The 21,758-nt window shown below is 67.2% G+C and carries 18 protein-coding genes; 9 read left to right on the top strand and 9 right to left on the bottom strand.

Annotation, left to right across the window (positions count from 1 at the left end; translation table 11 throughout):
- Positions 1–631: 631 nt before the first annotated feature.
- From ABZ671_RS30715 to ABZ671_RS30705, 3 genes are all read right to left on the bottom strand, one after another.
- Positions 632–961: a hypothetical protein gene (locus ABZ671_RS30715; RefSeq protein WP_357864676.1), complete on the bottom strand. Its 330-nt coding sequence runs from the start codon at positions 959–961 to the stop codon at positions 632–634.
- 141 nt (positions 962–1,102) lie between these two features.
- A complete protein-coding gene (locus tag ABZ671_RS30710) occupies positions 1,103–1,846 on the bottom strand; it encodes a helix-turn-helix domain-containing protein (protein WP_357864674.1) in 744 nt (247 codons plus the stop codon).
- On the bottom strand, positions 1,843–2,697 hold the full coding sequence (locus tag ABZ671_RS30705; RefSeq protein WP_357864672.1) for a helix-turn-helix transcriptional regulator: 855 nt from the start codon (positions 2,695–2,697) through the stop codon (positions 1,843–1,845). Before ABZ671_RS30705 ends, ABZ671_RS30710 begins: the two co-directional genes overlap by 4 nt.
- A gap of 1,141 nt (positions 2,698–3,838) precedes the next feature.
- Here ABZ671_RS30705 and ABZ671_RS30700 point away from each other — a divergent pair.
- The gene (locus tag ABZ671_RS30700) at positions 3,839–5,959 is read left to right on the top strand and encodes an EAL domain-containing protein (protein ID WP_357864670.1); all 2,121 of its coding nucleotides are present in this window, start codon (positions 3,839–3,841) and stop codon (positions 5,957–5,959) included.
- On the opposite strand, the gene ABZ671_RS30695 is transcribed toward ABZ671_RS30700, so the two are convergent.
- Positions 5,897–6,922 (bottom strand): DUF6545 domain-containing protein, encoded by a 1,026-nt coding sequence (locus tag ABZ671_RS30695; protein ID WP_357864668.1) that lies wholly within the window; start codon positions 6,920–6,922, stop codon positions 5,897–5,899. The two genes, ABZ671_RS30700 and ABZ671_RS30695, sit on opposite strands and share 63 nt — an antisense overlap.
- A gap of 188 nt (positions 6,923–7,110) precedes the next feature.
- Between ABZ671_RS30695 and ABZ671_RS30690 the strand changes: the two genes are divergently transcribed.
- A complete protein-coding gene (locus ABZ671_RS30690; RefSeq protein WP_357864667.1) occupies positions 7,111–7,944 on the top strand; it encodes an SAM-dependent methyltransferase in 834 nt (277 codons plus the stop codon).
- Positions 7,945–8,598: 654 nt separating this feature from the next.
- On the opposite strand, the gene ABZ671_RS30685 is transcribed toward ABZ671_RS30690, so the two are convergent.
- From ABZ671_RS30685 to ABZ671_RS30670, 4 genes are all read right to left on the bottom strand, one after another.
- On the bottom strand, positions 8,599–10,113 hold the full coding sequence (locus ABZ671_RS30685) for a hypothetical protein (RefSeq protein ID WP_357864665.1): 1,515 nt from the start codon (positions 10,111–10,113) through the stop codon (positions 8,599–8,601).
- The gene (locus tag ABZ671_RS30680) at positions 10,110–10,514 is read right to left on the bottom strand and encodes a hypothetical protein (protein ID WP_357864663.1); all 405 of its coding nucleotides are present in this window, start codon (positions 10,512–10,514) and stop codon (positions 10,110–10,112) included. Before ABZ671_RS30680 ends, ABZ671_RS30685 begins: the two co-directional genes overlap by 4 nt.
- 151 nt (positions 10,515–10,665) lie before the next feature.
- Positions 10,666–11,517, bottom strand: a complete 852-nt coding sequence (locus ABZ671_RS30675) for a hypothetical protein (protein ID WP_357864661.1) — start codon at positions 11,515–11,517, stop codon at positions 10,666–10,668.
- A gap of 36 nt (positions 11,518–11,553) precedes the next feature.
- Positions 11,554–11,676, bottom strand: a complete 123-nt coding sequence (locus ABZ671_RS30670; RefSeq protein WP_357864660.1) for a hypothetical protein — start codon at positions 11,674–11,676, stop codon at positions 11,554–11,556.
- A gap of 881 nt (positions 11,677–12,557) precedes the next feature.
- Between ABZ671_RS30670 and ABZ671_RS30665 the strand changes: the two genes are divergently transcribed.
- The 7 genes from ABZ671_RS30665 to ABZ671_RS30635 all read left to right on the top strand — a co-directional run bounded on the left by ABZ671_RS30665 (position 12,558) and on the right by ABZ671_RS30635 (position 19,873).
- Complete coding sequence (locus ABZ671_RS30665; RefSeq protein WP_357864658.1) at positions 12,558–13,256, top strand: hypothetical protein; 699 nt, start codon at positions 12,558–12,560, stop codon at positions 13,254–13,256.
- Positions 13,257–13,338: 82 nt separating this feature from the next.
- A complete protein-coding gene (locus tag ABZ671_RS30660) occupies positions 13,339–14,061 on the top strand; it encodes a tryptophan 2,3-dioxygenase family protein (RefSeq protein WP_357864656.1) in 723 nt (240 codons plus the stop codon).
- Positions 14,058–15,215 carry an aminotransferase class V-fold PLP-dependent enzyme gene (locus ABZ671_RS30655; protein WP_357864654.1) on the top strand — a complete coding sequence of 386 codons (1,158 nt, stop codon included), beginning with the start codon at positions 14,058–14,060 and terminating at the stop codon, positions 15,213–15,215. The genes ABZ671_RS30660 and ABZ671_RS30655 overlap by 4 nt, the downstream gene beginning before the upstream one ends.
- Entirely contained in the window at positions 15,212–16,441 is a 1,230-nt protein-coding gene (locus ABZ671_RS30650) for a tryptophan 2,3-dioxygenase family protein (RefSeq protein WP_357864652.1), read from the top strand. The genes ABZ671_RS30655 and ABZ671_RS30650 overlap by 4 nt, the downstream gene beginning before the upstream one ends.
- A gap of 3 nt (positions 16,442–16,444) precedes the next feature.
- A complete protein-coding gene (locus tag ABZ671_RS30645) occupies positions 16,445–17,704 on the top strand; it encodes a nitric oxide synthase oxygenase (RefSeq protein ID WP_357864650.1) in 1,260 nt (419 codons plus the stop codon).
- A complete protein-coding gene (locus ABZ671_RS30640) occupies positions 17,665–18,129 on the top strand; it encodes a hypothetical protein (protein WP_357864648.1) in 465 nt (154 codons plus the stop codon). Before ABZ671_RS30645 ends, ABZ671_RS30640 begins: the two co-directional genes overlap by 40 nt.
- Before the next feature lie 688 nt (positions 18,130–18,817).
- A complete protein-coding gene (locus tag ABZ671_RS30635; RefSeq protein WP_357864647.1) occupies positions 18,818–19,873 on the top strand; it encodes a site-specific integrase in 1,056 nt (351 codons plus the stop codon).
- A 116-nt stretch (positions 19,874–19,989) separates the two neighbouring features.
- Here ABZ671_RS30635 and ABZ671_RS30630 read toward each other — a convergent pair whose 3' ends face one another.
- Positions 19,990–21,576 (bottom strand): serine/threonine-protein kinase, encoded by a 1,587-nt coding sequence (locus tag ABZ671_RS30630; protein WP_357864645.1) that lies wholly within the window; start codon positions 21,574–21,576, stop codon positions 19,990–19,992.
- Between the last annotated feature and the right edge of the window lie 182 nt (positions 21,577–21,758).

Below are 21,758 nucleotides of genomic sequence, written 5' to 3'. Positions count from 1 at the left end.
TGAACGCCTTCGCCATCACCTTCAGCGACCGCTTCCCAGCCGCTGAAACCTACTAACCAAGATCGCCGGAAACACCGTTAGCGAGACAGCCCCTCATCAGATGTTCGGGGCAGGGGGTCGGGACGTGGCCTTGGTGAGGCGGTCGTATCGGACGACAGATGCGCTGGGTAATCAGCGCATTGCTTCCGGCTGTGTGCGGAGGAGTTGACCTAGGTGGGCGACGCCACATTCCTTCAGCGCGGCTCGCCTGCGTTCCGTCACGCTGTTGAGTCCCAGTGCGCAGTGGATGACCAAAACGACGCTTTGGTGTTGGAAAGCACCTTGCGTGGCAATACGTTCCGACCGGTGCCGATGCAGCGGAGGGGGGTGCCGTAATGCGTAAGGGCGTTGAGTGGGGCTGAGCGTCCACCTTGGCCTTCTGCTGTCGACGATCCACCTCGAAAGGCCGGGGTTGATGATCGACAAAATCCAATCTAGTGCTCATGGCGGTAGACGCGGTCTGTTCGATGTTCGGCGCCGCTTTCGCAGCGAGTGCTGATATGGATCACCTTGACGCCTAGCTAGGGCGTGTCTGGTCGGCGTCTCCGCGCTGCCGGTCCCCGTGGGCTGTCCCTGCGCATGGCGGCCAGGGTCACTGTGGCGCGACTGTTACTCGGTGAAATGGGTGCACGTCCACGGCCAGTTGACCTCCAGTAACCGCCGGGTCGGTGGACGTCAGCCTTTTGGCTTCGGTGGCTGTGACATCGAGGATGATCACGCCGACGAGGTCGCCGTCGAGGTGTTCGTCGTGACGCCAGATGGGACCGGCCGCGATCGCGGTGCCGGAGGCGACGTGGCGTGCGACCCAGGCCATGTGTCCATCGGCGTTGTGCTGCTTCGCCAAAGGCTGGGTGTGGTCCCACTTCGGTCCGGGGTGCACAAGCACCAAGCTGGTGGAAGGTTCCTCGCCTGGCTGGGGCATGCCTAACCTCCCTGATTGCCCACTCACGAGATGGCCCGGTTCGGCGGGGTTTGTAGATATGCGGAAGTGCCTGTCCTGCCCAGGGAACCGCTGATCGCGACATTCAGGTTCCCCGGTGAGGGAGGCACTTCGAGTTTCAGTCTATGGGGCGGTTGCGGGACTTGGGGGGCATGGTGCGGCAGTCTGGGTGGCGGGGCTGCGGGTGCCACCAGAGGCATGGCGGGGGTCCGCCCCCGTGACGACGACAAGCCGCGCCGATGGATCGTTTCCTAACGTTGCCCAGTGCAGGGTGAGGGGTCGGCCCTCGAAGGCCAAAACCTCGCGATGAGGGACGTCGGCGACGTGGCCCGCAGACCAGGCCAGTTCCGCGGCGTGGCTGGCTGCTCGCACTGCGGCGATGACGGCTGGGACGGGCTCACCAGGTGTCTCGTACCAGCTCAACGTTGATCGGGTGCGCGCGACAAGGTCGGCGGACACGCGGTGCCAGTCGTCGAATTTGGCGGCGGCATCGATAGCCCAGAGTGCGAGGTTGGCGGGCATTACGGGGGCCGAGCGTGATGCCGCCAGGACGGTCCATGCTGGGTCGACAACCCATGCAGGCGCGTTGATGTGGGCCAGCAGTTGGCGTAGGTGCTCGGTCGGCGGTGGTGCGGGGGCTGTGCGTGGTGGGTGGATGAGGCGATCGAGGTGCCGCCGGCAGGCGAGGTCGAGCCCTAGGGCTGTGGCGATTGCTTGCAAGGTCTTGGGTGTCGGATGTCGGCCGGCCTCGATTGCCTGGTAGGCGCGGACGGTGATGCCGGCCCGCCAGGCGGTGTCGGTTTGAGTGAGTCCGGCGGCGCGGCGCACCCTGGCGAGCCAGGCACCTGCGGCGGCCTTGTGCGTCATTGCCGGAGACGGATGCACGCAGGGCAAGCTTCCGCACCGCTACTGCCAGACGGGGCAGGCGGTGTGTACCCGGGCGGGAACTGGAAGACAACCAGCCTTCTGCCGTCCTCTGGCTGTGCGGGCGCGAGGATCACCATGTCGAGTGGCACCCCGGGGTGGTCAAGGTCCCGGCCAGGTTCACGAAAGAGTCTGGTGGCGGTGGGCGGGTCGACGCTGATCGCGGCGGTGTCCGACCATCGGCCCTCGAACTCTGGGCGCTCGCGTAGCTCCGCGAGGAGCCTTGTGAACCCCTCGCTCTCCCCGAGCCCGGCGTACAGTGCCCGAAAGCGGGCGACGAATTCGTCGGCGAACTGCGTCCAGCCTGCCAGTACGTGCGGGGCGTGCGGGTTGGCGAAGATGTACTTCGCGATATTTCGTTCGGCAGCCGGCAGTGCGCCGAAGTCGTCGAACCAGTTCGCGAACATGTGGTTGGCGGCGATGACCCACCACGCGGCGTCGGTGACGTAGGCCGGGTAGGGCAGCGAGTTACACAGCTGAGTGAGTCCAGGGTCGGCATCTCTCATATAGCCCTGGGCGGGTCGCGCGGTGCCGGTGGCCGCCAGCCACAGGGCCCGCCGCTCGTCGGCGGACAGGCGCAAGACCTCGGCGACGGAATCGAGTAGTTCCGGGCTGGGCCGCGACTTGCCCCGCTCCAAGTCCACGTATGTGCGCAACCCGAACCCGGTGGCCTCGGCGACGTCCTCCTGCGTCAGCGATCCGTGCCGGCGATGGACTCGGGGCGGTAGCCCGATGTCGTCACGCGACAGCCGGCCGCGCCAGTGCCGCAGAAGCTGACTGATCAACTCGTCCATCGTCACCTCCGAAGACGGCATGTTAACGCAGCCTCAGGACACGAACTGAGAGTTCGTGCAGGATTTGCCTCCTGTCAGAGCGCCGATCAGTTGGGCATTGTTGGTCCGTCGATCCAGCCAGCAGCGAAATAAGGGTGGAATCGGGGTAAAACCACGGGGGGATTCGAGTTCGGTGCGGGTGTGCCTGCAGCACCTCGCTCCGGACTCGAATCAGCCGACGGCATCGCGGGTGGCCTGCATCCCAGTGCCATTAGTCCAATGCGCGAACATTGTCCGGCCAAGGTGTACTTCAGGGTGCAACGCCGGGGTAGATCGAGGGTCTCCGTGGCGTTTTTGGGTTCGCGTCGCTTCTGGCGCTACTTCAAGTGATAGGACGAGTCTGATGAATTGATGCCGACGTCGGTGAGCGGCTGCCGTGTGAACGGTTATCCGGGCGCTGTACGCCAGGATGGACTTCTCGGTGGATTAGTCGCGTCGGTTCTCAGCGCCATCCGTCAAACAGATCCGTGATCATAGCTATCAGCCGGTGGCGCGGCCGTGGAGCTTCGTGTGCGCGGCACCACCAGGCGGGCAGCATGTCATGCGACACCGACCCGTGCTTCCTGCACCTCCGCTCCCGAATCTGATCAAGGTCCGCCGGATTGTGGTCGGGCGCGTGATGAGTGGAACTGTCGTCGTGTATGGCTCCACCGAGGGGCAGGAATTCGTCGATGACGCGGGCAACACTATTTTCGGGCCTGAGGTTGAGCCTCGGTGGACCTCGCCATGGCTCGCCGGGGACTGATTGATGTCGAACAAGGGTGGGAAATGGGCGCTGGGTCTATTGACTTTCAGTGTCCTTTCTTTGGCGCTGGCATGCCTGGCGTGGGCGGTTAAGCACGCGGGTTCGCCAGCACCTTACTATTCGGTCTATCTTCTAATGGGCGCGGTGCTCATGGCGGTGGGCGCGGTCTGTTCGGTGCCGCTTTCGCAACGAGTGCCGATTCGGATCACCTTGACGCCCACGGCATGTCTGGTCTGCGCCTCCGCGCTGCCGGTCCCGTGGGTTGTCCTATGCACGGCGGTCGGGGTCACCGTGGCGCGACTCGTGACGAGCCGTTCCCGGTCCTCCGGCCTGCACAAAGCGCTCCACAATAGCAGCATGGATACCGTCACTGCGGCAGCGGCCGGGTCAGTGATGTATGCCTTCGGCGCCCAGCCTGGCTTCTCCGAACACGCCCCAGGCAGCCCGGACCTGCTCCGGCAGGTGATCGCTTTCCCCATCGCGGCGGTGACGGTACTGGCTTTGGAAGAACTGGTCACCATCACCACGGTCACATTGGCGACCATGCGGCCGTTTCTGATGGTACTTCGCCACCTATGGCGGACCCGCCTGATCGTTGCCGTTGGAGAGATCGTCACCGCAGGTCTTGTCGCGGTCATTACCGGACTTGACCTGCGAGCGCTGATAGCGCTGCCTGCGGGGATGCTGATCCTGCACCTCGCGTTGACCTATCGCCTTCGGATCCGTGAGGAACGGCGCGCTTGGGAAGATCTGGCGGTGCTGAGCGACGCATTGTCGGTCCGGGATCTCGGCTTCGTTCTTCGTACCGCAGCAGCCGGAGCGGTAAGGCTGTTCGGTGCTCGGGCCGCAGACATCGAGATTGGTAACGGCAAACGGCTGGTGCGTGCTGGTGGCGACGCTGGCGACGCATGCGTGGTGTATGACGGGCCAGCCACCGACGCCCCCGACACAGTCGAGTCGTGGCCAACAGTGCGCTCCGAGTTCGGGGACAACACGACGGGGCTGAGCGGCGTGGTGCGGCTGTATCTCGGCGGGGCCGGTGACAAACTCTCAGCGCGAGAGCGTGTCACCCTACGGACATTCATTGCCACCCTGGCAACGAGTTTGGACAACGCGCACGCGTACTTCCTGCTGGCGCAGGAAGCGCGCCGGCATGAGGTGGCAGCCACCCAGGACCCGGACACCGGCCTGTGTAATCGCCGAGCCTTGCTGTCCCGTGTTGCCGAGATCGCCACCGGGACGTGCCATGTGGTCGCGGTTCGCTTAGAGAACTATGACTTTATCGCGGACCAGATCGGCAGGGACGCGGCCCTGGCACTGCTGAACGAACTCGCCGGAAGGCTGCGCTACGCATCGAGGGACCCGGGCTCCGGCGTGGGGCGAATCGGCGACGCCGAGTTTGCCCTCATCATGTGGGATGTGCCGCAGGACGCCGCGTACCAGTGGGCGTGCTGGACCGTCGCGGCACTACGCCGCTCTGTCTCTACCGATCAGGGCATGCTGAGTATCCGGGCGAGCGCAGGAATGACATCTGGTGCCGCCGTCGATGTCGCGGAGCTGCTCGACGCCGCAGAGCAGGTGATGTGGCGGGCCATTCGCCGGGAGCAAGACCGGTTGGTGTCGTATCAGACTGGTCCCGCGCACGGCCGCGCCCTGGATCGGGACCTGGTCGACGCACGGATGTCGATCGCGTACGAGCCGATCGTCGACCTCACCACCGGCCGGATTGCGATGATGCAGTCCGTGCCGCGAATCCTTTACTCACGGCACGATGTGCTCGTCGCCGACGAGTACATCTACCAGCTCGTGATGAATCAGGACGGCTCGGAAGCACTCGCACGGAAGGTGATCACACGGTCCCTGGCCGCCGCGGCGACCTGGCGGGAAGCGCTACCGCACGCTGCGCTGGTGGTGCCGGTGCCCGCACGCGCCATCACGCCCAGATTCGTCGACGGGCTCCGCGATGTTCTGCGCAACCACGCTGTGGCGGGGTCATCTCTGGTGCTGGAGCTGACGCAACCCACTGGCCTGCCCGGCCGCGACGTGACCGACCGGGTGCGGCAGTACGGGGTGCGGCTGTTGCTGGGCAACTACGGCAGCATTGAGGGCAGCATTCAGGCGCTCAACGCCGCCACTTGGAGCTTCCTCCGGCTCGACCCGGCCTACGCACTCGATGCCGGTTGGCGGCCGGCGCAGGCTGTCATCCGTGCGGCAGCCGACCTCGCTATCGACCTGGAGCTCGCGGTCATCGCGCCGGGGATAACCGTCGAGGAGGAGCGACACGAGTTGGCGAGGCTCGGCTGTGCACTCGGCGGCGGGCCATTGTTCGGCGGCGAGATGTTTCCAAGCCAAGTGCGGAATCACGCCTCGCTGTGGCGGCCGACGGCGTTGCACGACGGGGCGCAGATCGTGCGCTTACACCGCTCCCGCTGGACGACCACGCCGTGTCGCGCTCTCCATCAGCGGCATGACAGGTAGGCCACGCGCCAACGTCGCGGAGGGAAACGCCTCGCTGGTATCGAAGGACGCGATTACCGGCACCCAACAGTCCACCTCGGCGGCGACGAGGGGCGAGTCATGCAAAGCTCGAGACAGCCTGGCCAGGCGGCGAGCCTCAGCGCGCACGTCAGTCACGTCCAAGGGCGCGGCCACGAAGGGCGAGTCGTCGGCGAGCGGCAGCCCAGCCTGACGCCGACGCAGCGCGACCGCTACCGTCGACGCTTCGGCGACCGCGGCTATAGCAGCAGAATCGAGCCGGTATCGCAGGGCCCGCCGCTCCGCGCTCTCGTGAACCCGTCCACTGCACCACGGCCTCAACAGCCGCAACGCATCGTGGACCTCGACTACCCGGCGATGGCGGTGGTGTCTACCACCTACCTCTACTGGGACCTGTTCACCAGTGCTGGTGCTGATGATCTTTGCGTCAGGCATACCCGCCCGCAGCGTCATCCACAACTGGGTGACATGCCAGTCCGTACGAAGGTCCGTCCACCTCCGCGATGACCAGAGCCTCAACGGCACCCGCGAGGAAGCTGATACCTCCCGCGTGGAAGCCTCGGCGGTGCTGCCGGCGGCGTGCACCATCTGCTGGTACAGCAGGTCCGCGGCCAACTCGGCTTCGGCCTCGAGCGCAAGATCGACGTCGGCGTGTAGAGCGTCGCCGTCGTGGTCGAGGACCAGATGCGCAACCTCGTGAAGAACCGTCTGCGCCCGCGCGAGCGCGGGCAGCGCCGCGTCGATGAGGATGTAGTCGGCTCGGTCGAGCCGAACGAGTAGACCGGGCGGGTGCTCGGCTCCCAGTCGTTCACCGCGAATGTGTAGGGGGCGGCGCCGAATGCGTCCGATGGCTTCGCACCAGGCGTCGACCGTGTACGGAGCGGGCGGCGGTGGTACGCCAGCCTTGCGGAGACGCCGCGCAAGACGCGCCCGAGCCCAGAGCATCCACACCTCCTGACACTACGATCAGTGTCGGACTAAAGGTCAGAGTGTAGCGCCCGAACGGATACCTGTAGGGCCCACCGATCATCAAGGGGCCCCAGCGAAATGACCATGTTCGGCTAGGATTCGCCTCCACAACGGACGATGTCAACGCCGTGGCATCACAGGTGCGCAGGAACGGGGAGAAAGCAGTGGCCGAAACGCAGAAGGATGCACACGGCGCCAGCGGTGGTCGCGCCACCGTCGCACGAATCTATGACTACCTCCTCGGCGGCGATCAGAACTTCCCTGCAGACCGCGAAGCTGCACGACAGCTCATGCAGGCCGTTCCCGACGCGGCCGACATCGCCTGGTCCAACCGCCTGTTCCTGCGGCGCGCGGTCCGAGTGCTGGCCGAAGCAGGCATTCGACAGTTCCTCGACCTCGGCTCGGGCATCCCCACCCAGGGCAACGTGCACGAGATCGCGCGAGCCGTTGACCCCACCAGCAGAGTGCTGTACGTGGACATCGACCCTGTCGCGGTCGTCGCGTCCAACGAGCTCCTGATGGGCATCCCGGGTTGCCGGGCCATCGAAGGCGACTTCACCCGCCCCGACCTCATCATAAAGGCCCTCCACGAGGGGGACCTCGCCACCGTGATCGACCTCGACCAGCCCACCGCGCTCCTCTACTGCGCGGTGTTGCAGCAGGTGCCCGACGATCGGATCAATGAAGTCGTAGCACCAATCCGGGACCGGCTTGTCCCCGGCAGCGCGATGGTGCTCTCGCACCTGAGCGCGGCGGCGGTCACGGACACGTATGAAGAATCGAGCGTGTCAACGGCGAAGGGTGTGTTTCGCACGCAAGCGGCCACCGATATCACCCTCCGCACCGACGCGCAGCTCACCGCGCTCTTCGGCGACTACACGCTGATGGCACCAGGCCTCGTGCCGCTCAGTGAGTGGCGACCCGAGTTGAGCGAGCCGGACCCCTACGCCGCGACGCCCGCGCGTTCACCGATGCGGGGCGCCGTGGCGACCAACTGATCGCAGAGACCAAGACGGGCGCGAGATGCGGAGCCGAATGTCGTAGGCGCTCGCGACACTGGCGGGTATGGCAACCGGATCGACCTGCCCGCACTGCGGCTCCGCCGGAACGCGCACTTTGCCCACGGTGCGCGCCACGGGGACGCGAGTGGCGCGAACGTCCACCACGACACTGGCAGGGGGACTGCTCGCCGTACGCAGCCGCAGCATCACAGCGTCGTCAAGCCCACTGGCTGTGCAACTACGACCCCCTGCGCACCCCCGTTCGGCGTCGCGGCCAGCGGCTGTAGCAGCAGCATGTGCGGGACTCGCGATCTTCATCAGCTACGGGCTGCTGGCTGCGCCGTCGTCGTCCGCGCAGGATTCCGCTGCGGGCATGTTCGCAGCGGCGGTTTTCGCCGCTGTGGCCGGCATCGCGGTGGGCTGCTCGCGGGTGTCCGCCGGCACCGTGCTCAGGGATCGCAGGCGGGACGGACCGGGCGGTGTGGGTGTGGCGCTCAGGGACGTGGTGTGGAAGCTGCCACCACGTGGTCCTGCCGGTCCCCGGCACTGGTCAGTGGGTCATCGTGAACGCGGAGCACGCGTACCAAGCGGTTCACGACCTCGCGCGAGTGGATGCTGCTGGGGCCCTCCGGCTGGCTCGCTGAGGAGACGCTAGAGTCCCGGCCCGTCGGGATCCCGGTGGTAGTCGAGCTGTGGCTCGTCCGCTTGCTGCTGCGCAATGTGCCAGTGGTGAGGCTGAAGGTGCGGTTGGTGGAATGGCTTGGGTGACCGGCTCTGCAAAGGGCGCAGGCCGATGTTGGCCACGGCTGCTGCGCTACGGCGAAGGCGAGCGCGGAGTTCACGGCGGCCTGCTTCGTTGGAGGCGTCTGACTCGTTGATTCCGGGAAGGGCGGTGACACCGGCTTCGCGGGCCATCCAGCTGGCGTAGCTGCGCAGTTGACTGGTGGCGCCGCGGAGCACGATGCCTTGTGGGCTGGCCGGGCCGGCCTTGATCCAGTGGGCTCGTCTGACGGGTTCGCCGGCGGGCGCGGGCCGATGTCGTGGATCGAGTTCGAGGAGGGCACCACGGTGCAGGGCGGCCAGGGCCGCGCGGTGGACGAGGGTGGCAAGGTCGGGCAGCCTGGCGGCGAGATCGCGGCCAAGGGTTCGCCAGGCGGCAGCGTCGGGACTGTTCCGGAGAGTGTCGCGGTTGCGCCAGCCGCCGTCCGGGCGTAGCTGATTGCGGAGCCAGGCTTCGGCAGCGGTGAGGACGGCGGGCCCGATGCCGGGCTCGGGCCTGGTGAGGCTGTGCAGGTGGCTAGCAGCCCGGGCCGCGGTACGCCAGCCTCTGGCGAGGAAGCCGATCGCGCCGGCCTCGGTGCGGTCCTGCGCGAGGCCGATCAGGTAGTCGGTCTCGTAGGACAAGGCGAGACTGGTACGGGTGAGCGCGTTGAGGTCTGCAGCGGTGAGGTTGCGGTGGTGCTGCACCAGCCAGGTGCGTGTGACGTCCAGGGCAGTGACGCAGTCGGCTGGGAAGTTGAACCGGGTCCATCTCTGCGCCAGGTCGGTAAGGAGAGGAGGCTGCAGGTGGTAGATGGGAGTGCGCACGGGTGTGCGGCGGATGGCGCTTGCGGCCGGGTATAGGACAGCACTCGTGGTACGGGCGTCGGCTATCGCGGTGCGCACGATGGGTTGGTGGCTACCTGCGGCGTATCCGGCTTTTAGCCAGCCGGCGAGGATGCGATCGGCTTCGCTGGCCGCGCGGGCGAGTTGCGCGAGGTGCGTGAGGTTCTGAACGCGATTGATCCCGGCCAGAATGGCGTGGCCTTCCGAGGAGCGTGGGCGTCCGCTTCCTGGGTCGAAATGGCTGTCCAGGATCTCGCTGGCGGCGCGGGCGGCATCTGCGGCTTGGCGCAGCGCGACTGCTAGCGGATGGTTGGACGGCGGCGGCAAGGGAAGGTCAAATGCGGTGGTTTGGGTGGCCTGCGAGAGCAACCGGCCGAATTCGGTGTCGTCTCCCCTGGCGGTGAGGTGTGCAGCTTGCCGCTCGATAGCCCGGTAGAACTGTGTGCGGGCGATAGCTACGGCGGCGTGGTCGGCGATCCCGCCAGAGTCTGGGTTCTGGAGGGTGACCAGCGCACTGGCTAGAGCCCGGGCGGCCTCGTCGAGATGGTGGCCGTAGGTCACGGCAGTTCCTGTAATGCGCGGGCGAGGTGTTGTGCGACCGAGCTCCACGTCAACCGTCGCCATGGTGGCTCGCTGTCTCGACGGGCGGCGGAGGTGTACAGGGCGGCCAGTGTGGTGAGTAGCGCGCGGATCGGTTGGCTTATGACCGCGATGGCGTCTTCGTCGATGGCAGATGTGTCGAGGGGAACGACCAGCCCGCCGGGCAGGTCCTGGGTGAGCCGGTCGATACCTTCAGCGATGCTGAGGGCGGCGAATGTCCATCGGTCCGGATCGTCTGCCGCGACTTCGGCAACGGAGTCCGCGGCTCTGTAGACGATCGCAAGAGCGGTGAGTGCCTCAAGTCCGTCGGGGTCTGAAGCGTCAGTCAAAATTCGCTGCGCGTAGAGGATGTCTTCGGTCATGTGGCGACCCTGCCCTTCGCGGGTGAGAGGATCAACCGGCAACGGCCAGCCTGTGGATAACGCAGACCCCTTCCACAGATCGTGTTTGCTTTTCGGGGATTGCGCTGGGCGGGTCCGAGCACCGAGGACAGCCGGACCGAGGTCCGATGGGTCAGTTGGTCTGGTTCCAGAGGTCGCGTAGGGGCGCCCAGGAGGAGTCCAAGTCCTCGGACCAGTAGGCGAGGAAAACGCCTGCGATGGGCTGAGTCGGGTCGCTCCACCACACCGCCACGACGACTTGCCCGGCGCGCTCTCCCGATGGGACCTCATAGGCGTACTCGATGTACTGCACGGTGCGGGAGCCACCGGGAGCGATTCGATCGACCGGGGGAGTGGCACCGGGAGCGAGCTTCGCCGCATCCACAGCCTGTGCCTGGTACCGGGCCTGGGCGCGGTCGCGGTCAGCAAGGGTGTGGTAGGAGATCCAGTAGGTAGTGATGATGCCGGCCGTGCAACGGGTGCGGCTCTGCTCGCCGGCACCGCGTTGTGGACCGCCGCTGCTGGCATCAGTAATGCAATCGCCGACTATGGATAGCCAGGGCTCGGCGAAGTCGGCGATGGCCGGGTCCGGAAAGCGAGCGCGATTGAACGCTGCTTGCCGCCGCGCGAATGCCCCGTCGGTGGGCGAATGGCGTGGGAGCGAGGAGGCTACGGCGGATGGCCTCTCATCGTGTGGCTGGCTGCCGCACCAATTAAGGTCGAACACGGCAGATGCGCCAACGAGTGCGACGGCCACGCACATGGCCACGGCCACCGCGAGAACCGACCGCGGGGACCGGTGCCGAAATCCGGTTCTGCCGGTAGCCACCACGGACCCTGCATCGTGCAGCACGCGCCGAGCGCCGGTGGTGCTGCTCGGACTCATCGGTACGGCTGGAACGGCAGGCGCCCGGCCAGGCGCGGTGGCGGGCACGTGGCCGCGCGAAGGCGGCCAGATCGCCTGGTCCGGGCGCTGTTCGGTCACTGATCAACTCCTCCTCTCTGACCGGAGTCCTCGCGGTCACTGCCGCTGGTGATGCCTTGGCTCATCCAGCCGTTGACGGCCGGCGATGATCAGGCCGATGCCGACGACCAGCGCCGTGGTGCCAAGCCCGAAGATCCCGGTCAGGTTCGCGCCGGTCACCGGCAGCGACGGCGCCTCAGGGTCCGACCCCTTCCCGCCCGCGTGTCCGCCAGGCCCTGATGACGTCCCAGCTCCACCTAAGCGGCTGGTCGATGGCCGTGGGGACCCGCTGCTCGGGTTCGGGGCGGATGGCGACCGGGGCGGCACCGTGCTCGGGTCGGGCGCAGGCGGTGGGGTCACGGGATCAGGCCCGGGAGGAATCGTCGGGTCTGGGTTCGGCGGCGGATTCGTCGGCTCAGGTTCGTGGGTCGGTGTCGGCTCTGGAGCGGGCGGATCGCTTTCGGCCTGGGGCGAATTCGGCTCGGACTGTGTCGTCATGGCGGCCGAAGTCGCGCTGGTTTGATCGGCTTCGGCAAAAGCTGGTGACAACGGCAAGGCAACTGCCGCCGCAGCCAGTCCGACGACCATGGTGGACCAGCCGGCAATGCGTTGGATGGTTTCTCTCGATTGGCGTCGTCTCACGAACAAGTCCTTCCCCGTTGATGTTCTGATGACCGGTACGCAGCACAGATTTCGACTGCGGCTGATCCTGCCGACACGCTAGCGAAAGGCTGTCATGTAGGCCAGTAGTTGCCCGAGTTCCTTCACCTAGCTTCAAGGTCTTTTCGCTGCTCAGGGCAATAGTCGCCACCTCGCGAAAGGTGTGTGGATGCGGCTAGACCTAGCCGTATGTGTGGACACGAGCGCTGTCCTCGTGCTGAGTTGTTGATGCTTGGCGCGACTCCAAAAACGGGGGAGGGTCGCTGCCGGATACCCGTTGCGGGATCGATCCGTGACTGGCTTATTTCTGTGCCCCGGGAAAGGCTAAGGCCGTCAGCATGAATCGCGTCAGCGCATTGATACCGCAATGCCAAACTATGGCATTGGGCGAAGGTGACGACATGGAGAGCCGCGCCGACGATGCATCGCGAACCAGCTCCCTTACCGACGTGCTGCTTCATGGTCACGTGCCGGCACCCCGACGACGTCTCACCCGCATGGGACTCGGATTCGTTATCGCGGCGGTGATCGCCGGCGCCGGATGCTCGCAGGCCGATGGAACCCCGCGGCAGCCGGCATCTCGTGGGGCGTCGTCTACCGCCGCTGCGGCGAGCCCTGCTTCGCCCTCGATGCCACCGGCCGGTGCGGAAACCTACCGCAACGTCGAAAAGCTGTGCCAGGTGCTAAACCCCTCCGTGCTGCGCGAGTCGGTCGGACCCGTCAGCAACGAACAAGGCGAGGTACGGCAGGCGAGTACGGACACCAACATGACGTGCACCATGACGATTGGGCGGTTGCCCGACGGCCTGGTTGTGGTGGTCATGGCGACGGTCGGCGGCCCCGCTTCAGGTCAGCCGATGTACGAGGGACTGCGGGGCGTCCAGGAAGACAGCGGCCCAGTCACCGACATCAGCGGTCTCGGCGCGGCCGCCTACACCTATAGCGACGAGCTGACCGGGATCCACGTCGTGACCTACGACAACAACCTCTACCTGACGGTCGCGGCAAGCCCGCTGCGCCTCGGCGCTGCCATGCCCGGCGACATCGTCAACGGCCTTACCAGGCTCGCGGGCACCGCCCTGTCCGGCCTGCGCGCCTGAACCACTTCACGCCCGTCGCGCGGGCCCTCTACCGCCTCTGTTCCGCCGTGCCCGACGTACCTGAGTCCATCCGGAGGACCGAGTGTCCACATCTTCTCTACCTGCCGTGCTGCCCGGAACCGGGGCAACCGACTACGCCCGCTACATGCGCATCGACGACCTGCTGTCCTTGCAAAAGGGACCGGGGGAGTGGGTACACCCTGACGAACTGCTGTTCCAAGTCGTGCACCAGAGCACCGAACTCTGGCTCAAGCTCGCTCGTTCGCATCTCGCGAGGGCCCTCGCACACATGGCCGCAGATCAACCGTCCGCGGCGGAACTTCTCCTCCGTCGGGCTGCGGAAGCGTTGCGGCTGATCACCGAGCACCTGCGCATCCTGCGGTCACTGCCACCGGCGCAGTTCGCGATCATTCGGACCGCGCTCGGCAACGGGTCAGGGTTCGAAAGCCCCGGGTGGCGACTGCTGCGCGAAGCGACCACGGAGCTGGACATCGCGTTCGCCCGGCTGCTGTCCTCGCTGCGCCTCACTCCCGTCGACCTGTACCGGAGGCAGCCATCGGACCCGTTGTACCGGCTCGCCGAGGCGCTGGTAGAGCTGGACGAGCGGATCGCGCTGTGGCGCACCGAGCACTACAGCGTCGCCACCCGCGTCATCGGTCAGGGCGTGCTCGGCACGCGCCGTACCCCGGTTGACAGCCTCGCCAAGCTCATCGCCCACCGCCGGTTCCCGACACTGTGGGAAGCCCGCAGCGAACTCACCGAAGCGTCCTCACCCGTGGCCTGTCCCCGGCAGGTGCAGCCGTGACCGCCGCGACACTGGCCCGACCCGCACTGCTCCGGCAGCGGTTGGCCACGCCATCCGGCAGCGCCCACCTGGCGGCGTGCAGCATCGCCCCCCGCACCCTCGACGTGGAGCAGGCCGTCGCCCGGATGCTCGACGACCTTTCTCGGCCCGGCTTCTGGCAAACCTGCGAGGAGCAGGTCGCCCAGGCCCGCCAGCTGTTCGCCCGACTCATCGGCGCCGACGCCGACCAGGTCGCGATCCTGCCCAACGCCAGCATCGCCGCTCACCAGGCCGCGGCCGGCCGCCGGTGGCGACGACGCCGGGAAATCCTCACCGCCTCCGCCGAGTTCCCGGGGATCGCACATGCCTGGATGGCCCAACCCGGAGCGCGGGTGCGCTGGTGCGGCACGCCCGACGGGGCGATGAACACCGGCGACTACCTATCGGCGATCACACCCCGTACCGCGCTGGTGTCGGTGCCCGCCGTCACCTACCGCGACGCCACCCGCCTCGACGTGGCACGTGTCGCCGATGCCGCGCACGACGCCGGTGCGGCCGTATTCGTCGACGCCTACCAGGCCGCCGGCGTCATCCCCCTCGACGTCGACGCCCTGCGCTGCGACTACCTCGTCACCGGCACCGGCAAATATCTGCTCGGACTGCCCGGCCTGGCATTTCTCTACGTCCGGCATCCGGGCGGTCCGCCGCCGGCGCTCACCGGCTGGCTCGGCCGCACCGACCCCCACGCCTTCCGCACCACCGTCCTGGACTCGCCCCCGCACGCCCGCCGCTACGAGACCGGCACCCCCGCCGCAACCGCCGTCTACGCCGCCGTCGCCGGCCTGTCCCTGATCGGTCACCTCGACCTGCGGCAGGTACGTCACCACACCCGGCGGCTGATCGCCACGACCGCGCAGCGGCTGACCGCCCAGGGCGAGCTCGTGCGCCTGGCCACCAATGCCGACGCGCGAGGCGCTCACCTGGCGCTCGTCGAGCCACGCGCGGAGGCGATGGCCGCCTGGCTCGGGCACCGCGGCGTCATCGCCGCGCCCCGTAGCGGTGTCCTGCGCCTGGCCATGCACGCCTACACCACGAACGAGGACATCGACGCCGTATGCGAGGCGATCGCCGCGTACCGCTGCCGCAGCCGCACCCGCCCTGGAGCGGTCCGATGAATCCCGAACCGCTGCACCGCTGGCTGGCCCTTTGCCGGCCCACCACACACCGCTTCCCCTACGACGCTGTCGTCGACGCCTACCTCTACTACGGCAAGCACTTCGTCCCCGAGGCGTGGACGACGGCGCTGTGCTCGGCCCGTGAGCGCCTGCCCGAGGTGTCCGGGCCGCGCGCATACCTGGCCGAATTCCTGGCCGTCGCCCTCGACAAGGTCGACGGCAGGTACGACTACCGCACCTACCTCGCCCTGCCCCTCCTACCCATGCCCGACCCTGGCAGCAACGCCGAACCGGCAGAGCAACTGCTGGCCCGCCGCGACCACCTCCACGCCTTGCTCCTGACCGACCTCATCACCTTCGAGCTGCGCGCCCTCGACAGCACCAAGGCGCCGCTGCCCCAGATGCGTCCCGATGCGGAGGTGATCAGGAAACGGGTGCGACACGCGGTGCGCGCCGCTGCACCCGCACTGCGCCGGCTCAGCTTCGACATCCCTGCCGCCAACGATCCGGCGACGCTGGCCCGCCGCCTGACCGCGCTGGCCGCAATCGATCGCACCGCTGCCGACCGGCTGATGCTGCGGACCACCATGCTGCCGGTCGAGCGCGTCCACGACGAGTACCTGTTCATCCGGGTCCTGCAAGCCTTCGAATCCACCCTCGCTCTGCTCGCCGTGGACCTCACCGCGGCCATCACCGCCGTAGACGAAGAACGTCTGCCCGCAGCTGGCACGCGCCTGTCCTTCGCGGCGTCGCTCCTGCGCGAGACCGCACCGCTGTGGTCGCTGCTGGCCACCATGCAACCGGCGGCGTTCCACGCCTTCCGCGTCTACACCGACGGGGCAAGCGCCATCCAGTCCCGCGCCTACAAGCTGATCGAATCCCTGTGCCGCACACCCGACCCGCAGCGTCTGCACTCGGTGGCGTACCTGTCCGTGCCCGACGTGTACGCCCGCGTCAGCAACGGACAGCGCAGCCTCGACGACGCCCTGGACGCCATCCGCGCCGACCACCGAGCTCTCGCGCAAACGCCCATTCTGGCCGACGGGATGCGGCAGTTCGCCGCCGCCGTGCACCAGTGGCGGCGCACCCACTACCGCCTCGCCGTACGAATGCTCGGCACCGAACGACCAGGCACCGGCGCGACACCCGGAACCCCTTACCTCCTCCACGGCCGCGACCAACACGTCTTCCGCAACCGCCACGTCCACGATTCCGAGGATCGGTGACCGATGACTGCGCCATCGACCGTGCGCCGACGGGCGGACATGCCCCACGACCAGCTGCCAAACCAAGCCCACGCCTTCCTCCGCCAACGGCACGACGAGTTAGAGCTGCCCGGCCTCGCGCGCCGCTGGCGAGAGGTGCGCGCCCAAATTTGCGCGACCGGGACGTGGCGGCCGACCTATGACGAGCTGGCCTACGCGGCGCGGGTGGCCTGGCGCAACTCCGGCCGCTGCATCGGCCGGCTGCGCTGGCCCAGCCTCATCGTCCGCGACCGCCGCCAAATCAGCACGCTGCACGATGTGGGCCGGGAACTGGCCGCTCACCTCGACGAAGCCACCAACGACGGACGGATCCGCTCCGTCATCACCGTCCTCGCACCCGCCACACACACCAGCCCGCCACCGGTGCGCATCATCAGCCCGCAGTTGGCCCGCTACGCAGCCTGGCCCAGCAGAGACGGCGTCCTCGGCGACCCCGCCAACCTGGCCTTGACCCGCCTGGCCACCGACCTCGGCTGGCCAGGACCCGCTCGGCGCGGCCCGTTCGACATCCTGCCCTGGATCGCCGCCACCAACGACGGGGGCCTGCACCTGCTACCGGCCGACCCGGCGCACATCCTCGAGGTGCCGATCCAGCATCCCGATCACCCGTGGATTGCCGATCTCGGGCTGCGCTGGCCCGCCGTACCCGTCATCAGCAACATGGCTCTCCACTTCGGTGGCCTGCAGTTCCCCGCCCCGTTCAGCGGCACCTTCATGGCATCCGAGATCGCCACCCGCAACCTCGCCGACGAACACCGCTACCACCAACTCCCCGCCATCATCGCCGGCTTGGGCCTCGGCAACCGCGACCGGCTACGCACCGACAAAGCCCTGCTCACCCTGCACGAAGCCGTGCTGCACAGCTTCGAATCCGCCGGCGTCTCCATCACCGACCACCACCGCGAAAGCCGGGCCTTCGCCCGCTTCGTCCAACACGAAGAGGCAGCGGGACGCGTCGTCGTGGGCGACTGGAGCTGGCTCAACTCCTATCCGATGACTCCACAGGACCCCTCCTGGAGCCGCTACTACAGCACCCGCCAACCCACCCCGGCGTTTCACCCCGACCCGTACTGCCTCGCCCTCACCGCCGGCCACCCGACGCCCGGCCACGAACCCTCATCGCGCCAGCACGCCGACGTCCCCCCGGCCGCTGCCGCCCTACCCAACCCAACCAGGGAGGACACATGCCCACGCGCACACCCGCACGGACACACCGACGGCTGACCCGGCTGGCCGCGGCGGCCTTCACCCTGACGACTGTCACCACCGCCCTCGTCGGAGTCTCCACACCCGCCCAGGCCGCCGGCTGCCGCGCCGCGCCCTACAGCGCCAAGTTCGGCGCCGCCGACGCCTTCATGCAGTACAACGGCGTCGAGATCATCAGCTACCCGAAGTACCCCAGCTACTACCGCACCACCAGCAAATGCAGGGACATCCAGGTCCGCAACACCGGCAACGGCAAGGACTACGGCCCGCTCGACGCCTGCATCAACTTCTACGGACGCGCCACCTGCAACTACTGGACGCACGTGCCCGTCGGCCAGTGGCGCAACCTCGCCACCAACGTCAAGGACGGCACCAAGTTCTACGTCTGGGTCCGCATCGACATGGGCAAGTACTACGGATTCACTGCCGTCGGCGACTGGTGAGCCAAGCTTGGGGCCCGCGCTTGCGAGGGCCCCAAGCTCCCGCACCGCCAGTAGTCGCTCAAAGGAAGCGCGCTGCATCGATGCGATGGGACCTGAGAGCTTGGCTCTCGAGCAGATCACTGACATCCTAGGATGCCTAGCGGATGTGACCTCCTCGAACCAGCAAGTCGGCGGCCGAGGTCGCCGAGAACCAGAATCAGTGAATAGATGTGCGGGGAGTCATAGCGATGATGCTTGCGAATGCGGCATCCGGAGGAGGCGAGGACGCGAGGCGGCCGACCACCCCAACATCATTGCTGTCAGCCATCGGTCTCCCAGCGGCTTCTCAAAGACGTGGGTCCGCGAAATTTCCCCAATGGAAATACTGCCTCACTATTATGGACGCGCGAGGGCGGCTTGCGGATCGAGCCCCGGTCCACGCAATGGGGTGGAGACCGGACGACTCGCTGAACGGCAAAGTGGGGGAGGGCTTCATCATGATCCAGCGCGGCGAGGACGGGACATGTCTGGTTACAGCACAGGGACATCTCCGCGTACTCTCTCCCATCAGGCATTCGGCCGAGCTGTCGGCTGGGGAACAACTCTTGGTGGTGGCACGGAGGGAGGAAGGGGTGGTCATCCTTTGCACCATGGATCTTGTGGAATCTGCGCTCGCGACTTTCATTGACAATGGCTCAGGTGGTGTTACATGACCGGCCCGTTGCCGAATGGACTAACCAACCAAGAGGTAGCCGCCCTGCGGTCGATTCTTGCGCGGATTCCCGGTGATAGGTCGCCTGGACCGTCGGCAATCGGCGAACCGCCGGGAATCCCGACCTTTCGCGACTACATCGAGCGCGTATCGGTGGCCGTTGCTCCAGGCTCCCGCCGACTTTACGAGAGCTACTGGAAGCGAATCGAGCAGTGCTGGGGTGAGCGCAAACTGAACGACCCAACACCATCCGAGATCTCGGCGCTTGTCGAGCAGATCCGCGCCAGCGCAGTCGTGCGTAGCAACTCGCGCGGTGGCCGATCGGCGGCTGAACACACGGTCTCTGCCCTTCGCTGCCTCTACGCATTCGCGGTTGCCGACGGCTTGATTGCCGAGGCAGAAGATCCAGCTCGACGGGTGGCCAAGCCCCGAAGGCTGCCGAGCAATCGACACGCCCTAACGGAACGTCAGCTTGCGCGGATAGTGGAACTCGCAGGGCGTACAGGGAACGATCCGCACCTCGACTCCCTCATCCTGCGACTTCACATCGAAACAGCCTGCCGGCGGGGTGGAGCACTGGGTCTGGACCGAGCGGACTTGGACCTCGACAACTGCTGCATTCGGCTCAGCGAGAAGGGAGGGACGGTTCGCTGGCAGCCCGTTTCCCCTTCTATGCTGCGTATGCTTGTCCGGCACTACGATGAGCGTGGGAAGATCGGTGACGGTACGCAACTGCTCAGATACCGGTCGGGCGCTCCATTGACGAGCCGTCGCTACGATCATCTCTGGCAGCGACTGGGGCGTCGCCTGCCTTGGGTCCAAGCCCAGCAGGTATCGACACATTGGCTACGGCATACCACCTTGACCTGGGTTGAACGGAATTTCGGATACGCTATCGCTCGAGCGTATGCCGGCCATAACGGTCGTTCGGACGCCGGTGTGACGAGTACCTACGTCAAGGCAGATATTTACGATGTTGCACGGGCGTTGTCCGCGCTTTCGGGTGAGCCGCATCCGCTTCTTGCTGAGGAACAGCCACTTTCCGATGAGTGACCCGACTTGGCTCGCGATCGCGGGCCTCAGAGCGAGCTCGTCGCGTTGACCTGCGGGTTCTTGCTTGTCGAGGGCGAAAAGTGCGCACGACGACTGCGGTAAGTGCGTTGGTCGACCTATTCGCCAGCGGCGAACCGGAGCCGGGCAAGCACGTCGGCGACTTCCCGCGTCTCCTCGTGCTGTGGGCCGTAGACGACACAGAGGTCGTCGTGCAGCGGCTGCAGCTCGTCCGCGGCCTCCGTGGCCTTCCCTTCGGAAAGCAGCAGCATGCCGATGTTGCGGCGTAGGTCGAGAGCGGTGGGGGAGGCGTCGCCGGAGGCGGCGCATACATAGGTCAGCACCTGCCGGAACTGGCGTAGGGCTGTGGTGGCGTGACCGAGTTCGGCCCGGCAGTGGGCTGCCTGCCGGAGGCATTCCAACGCGTCTTCGCTGGTGGGGCCGGCGGTGCGGGCGTACGCGGCGGCGAGAGCGTCGAACTCCGGCAGCGCGCGCCGGAAGTCCCCGCCGATGACGAGAATGGCGGCTCGCCGTGAACGCAGTCCAAGTACGCGGGGGCTCTCGGCGCCGAGCGCGGCGCTGGCGGGGCCGATCACCTGCTCGAGCACCTCCGCGGCCTGGGCGAAGCGTTCGTCGTCCAGCAGTTCGTCGGATTGCGACACGGCGGCCTTGATCGCGTCTCGAACCCCGGTCCTCAGGATCGCCGCCGGGTCAGCGGCTGACTCGCTCCGTGGCGCCGGGACCACAGGCGCGGGCTCAGGTCGGCGACGTGGTGCGTTGGGTCGGCGGTACACCAGCGTCGGGTCGGGCATGGTGCTGCGTGCGGGGTCGGAGGCGGGCGGTGCTGATCCGGCTAGGGGCAGGAAAGGCAGCAGCCGCTCGTAGACGTCGTAGGCATCTGCGGGCCGGTCCTCGGGGGCCTTGGCCAGCAGATCGAGGACCAGTTCCTCGATCGCTTCGGGCACGTCGGGGCGGATCGCCCGCAGGTGCGGCGGCGGCTCGGTGACGTGCTGGCGCCACAGTTCGAAGTCGCTGCCGCCGGCGAAGACCCGTCGGCCGGCGAGGAGTTCGTGCAGGACGCAGCCGAGGGCGTACAGGTCGCTCTGTGGCGTGATCTGCGCATTCTGGATCTGCTCGGGCGGCATGTAGTGGTGGGTGCCGAGGGCGCTGCCGGTCGACGTAAGCCGGGTGACATCGGTGCGCAGGATGGCGGCGATGCCGAAGTCGAGGAGCTTGATCGCCCCGTCTGCGGTGACCAGGACGTTGTCGGGTTTGAGGTCACGGTGCACGACAGGGATGGCGTGGGCGTGGGAGAGGACGGTGCAGATCTGCGCGGCGATCGCGGCGGCCGAGGTGACCGGCAGTGGCTGCTGCGGGTCGATGAAGGCCCGCAGGGTGGTGCCGCGGACGAACTCCATCACCAGGTAGAGCCGGTCGTAGGAGCGGTCGAGGACCGCGTCGTACACCTGGGGCACGCCGTGGTGCTGGATACGTGCGGTGACGCGGGCCTCGCGGCGGAACCGTTTGGTCAGTTCCTCCGCCTGCTCTGGGGTGTGGACGGCGTCGGCGCGGATGAGTTTAATGGCGACCTCGCGGTCGAGGACGCTGTCGTAGCCGCGCCAGACCTGCCCCATGCCCCCGGAGCCGATCTCCTCGACCCGCTCGTACCGGCCGGCGATCGGCGCTGCCCGCACCATTGCCTCCATCCCGCCCCGACTGTCACGGCCAGAAGGTCAGTGTCGCCGCTGACCGGATCATCGTCCAGAGGTGCCGCCGCGGCGCGCCGCGGCGGCCCCCGCCGGGTAGGCCGCCACGTCGTCGTCGACACCCCCCAGCCCGCGGGGCAGCCGCCCCGCGGCGCGGCGGGCGGGGCGGGAGCGCGGCGGGT

The organism is Micromonospora sp. NPDC006766 (assembly GCF_040636055.1).
Lineage (GTDB): Bacteria > Actinomycetota > Actinomycetes > Mycobacteriales > Micromonosporaceae > Micromonospora.
Note: the sequence above shows the minus strand (reverse complement) of the source record. Positions and strands in the feature narration are given on the sequence as shown.

Coding starts and splice junctions, on each gene's coding strand:
- ABZ671_RS30700 (WP_357864670.1), top strand. CDS start 3,839: ATGGATACCGTCACTGCGGCAGCGGCCGGGTCAGTGATGTATGCCTTC.
- ABZ671_RS30645 (WP_357864650.1), top strand. CDS start 16,445: ATGACTGCGCCATCGACCGTGCGCCGACGGGCGGACATGCCCCACGAC.
- ABZ671_RS30680 (WP_357864663.1), bottom strand. CDS start 10,514: ATGACCGAAGACATCCTCTACGCGCAGCGAATTTTGACTGACGCTTCA.
- ABZ671_RS30705 (WP_357864672.1), bottom strand. CDS start 2,697: ATGGACGAGTTGATCAGTCAGCTTCTGCGGCACTGGCGCGGCCGGCTG.
- ABZ671_RS30635 (WP_357864647.1), top strand. CDS start 18,818: ATGACCGGCCCGTTGCCGAATGGACTAACCAACCAAGAGGTAGCCGCC.
- ABZ671_RS30695 (WP_357864668.1), bottom strand. CDS start 6,922: ATGCTCTGGGCTCGGGCGCGTCTTGCGCGGCGTCTCCGCAAGGCTGGC.
- ABZ671_RS30710 (WP_357864674.1), bottom strand. CDS start 1,846: ATGACGCACAAGGCCGCCGCAGGTGCCTGGCTCGCCAGGGTGCGCCGC.
- ABZ671_RS30640 (WP_357864648.1), top strand. CDS start 17,665: ATGCCCACGCGCACACCCGCACGGACACACCGACGGCTGACCCGGCTG.
- ABZ671_RS30665 (WP_357864658.1), top strand. CDS start 12,558: ATGGAGAGCCGCGCCGACGATGCATCGCGAACCAGCTCCCTTACCGAC.
- ABZ671_RS30630 (WP_357864645.1), bottom strand. CDS start 21,576: ATGGAGGCAATGGTGCGGGCAGCGCCGATCGCCGGCCGGTACGAGCGG.
- ABZ671_RS30650 (WP_357864652.1), top strand. CDS start 15,212: ATGAATCCCGAACCGCTGCACCGCTGGCTGGCCCTTTGCCGGCCCACC.
- ABZ671_RS30715 (WP_357864676.1), bottom strand. CDS start 961: ATGCCCCAGCCAGGCGAGGAACCTTCCACCAGCTTGGTGCTTGTGCAC.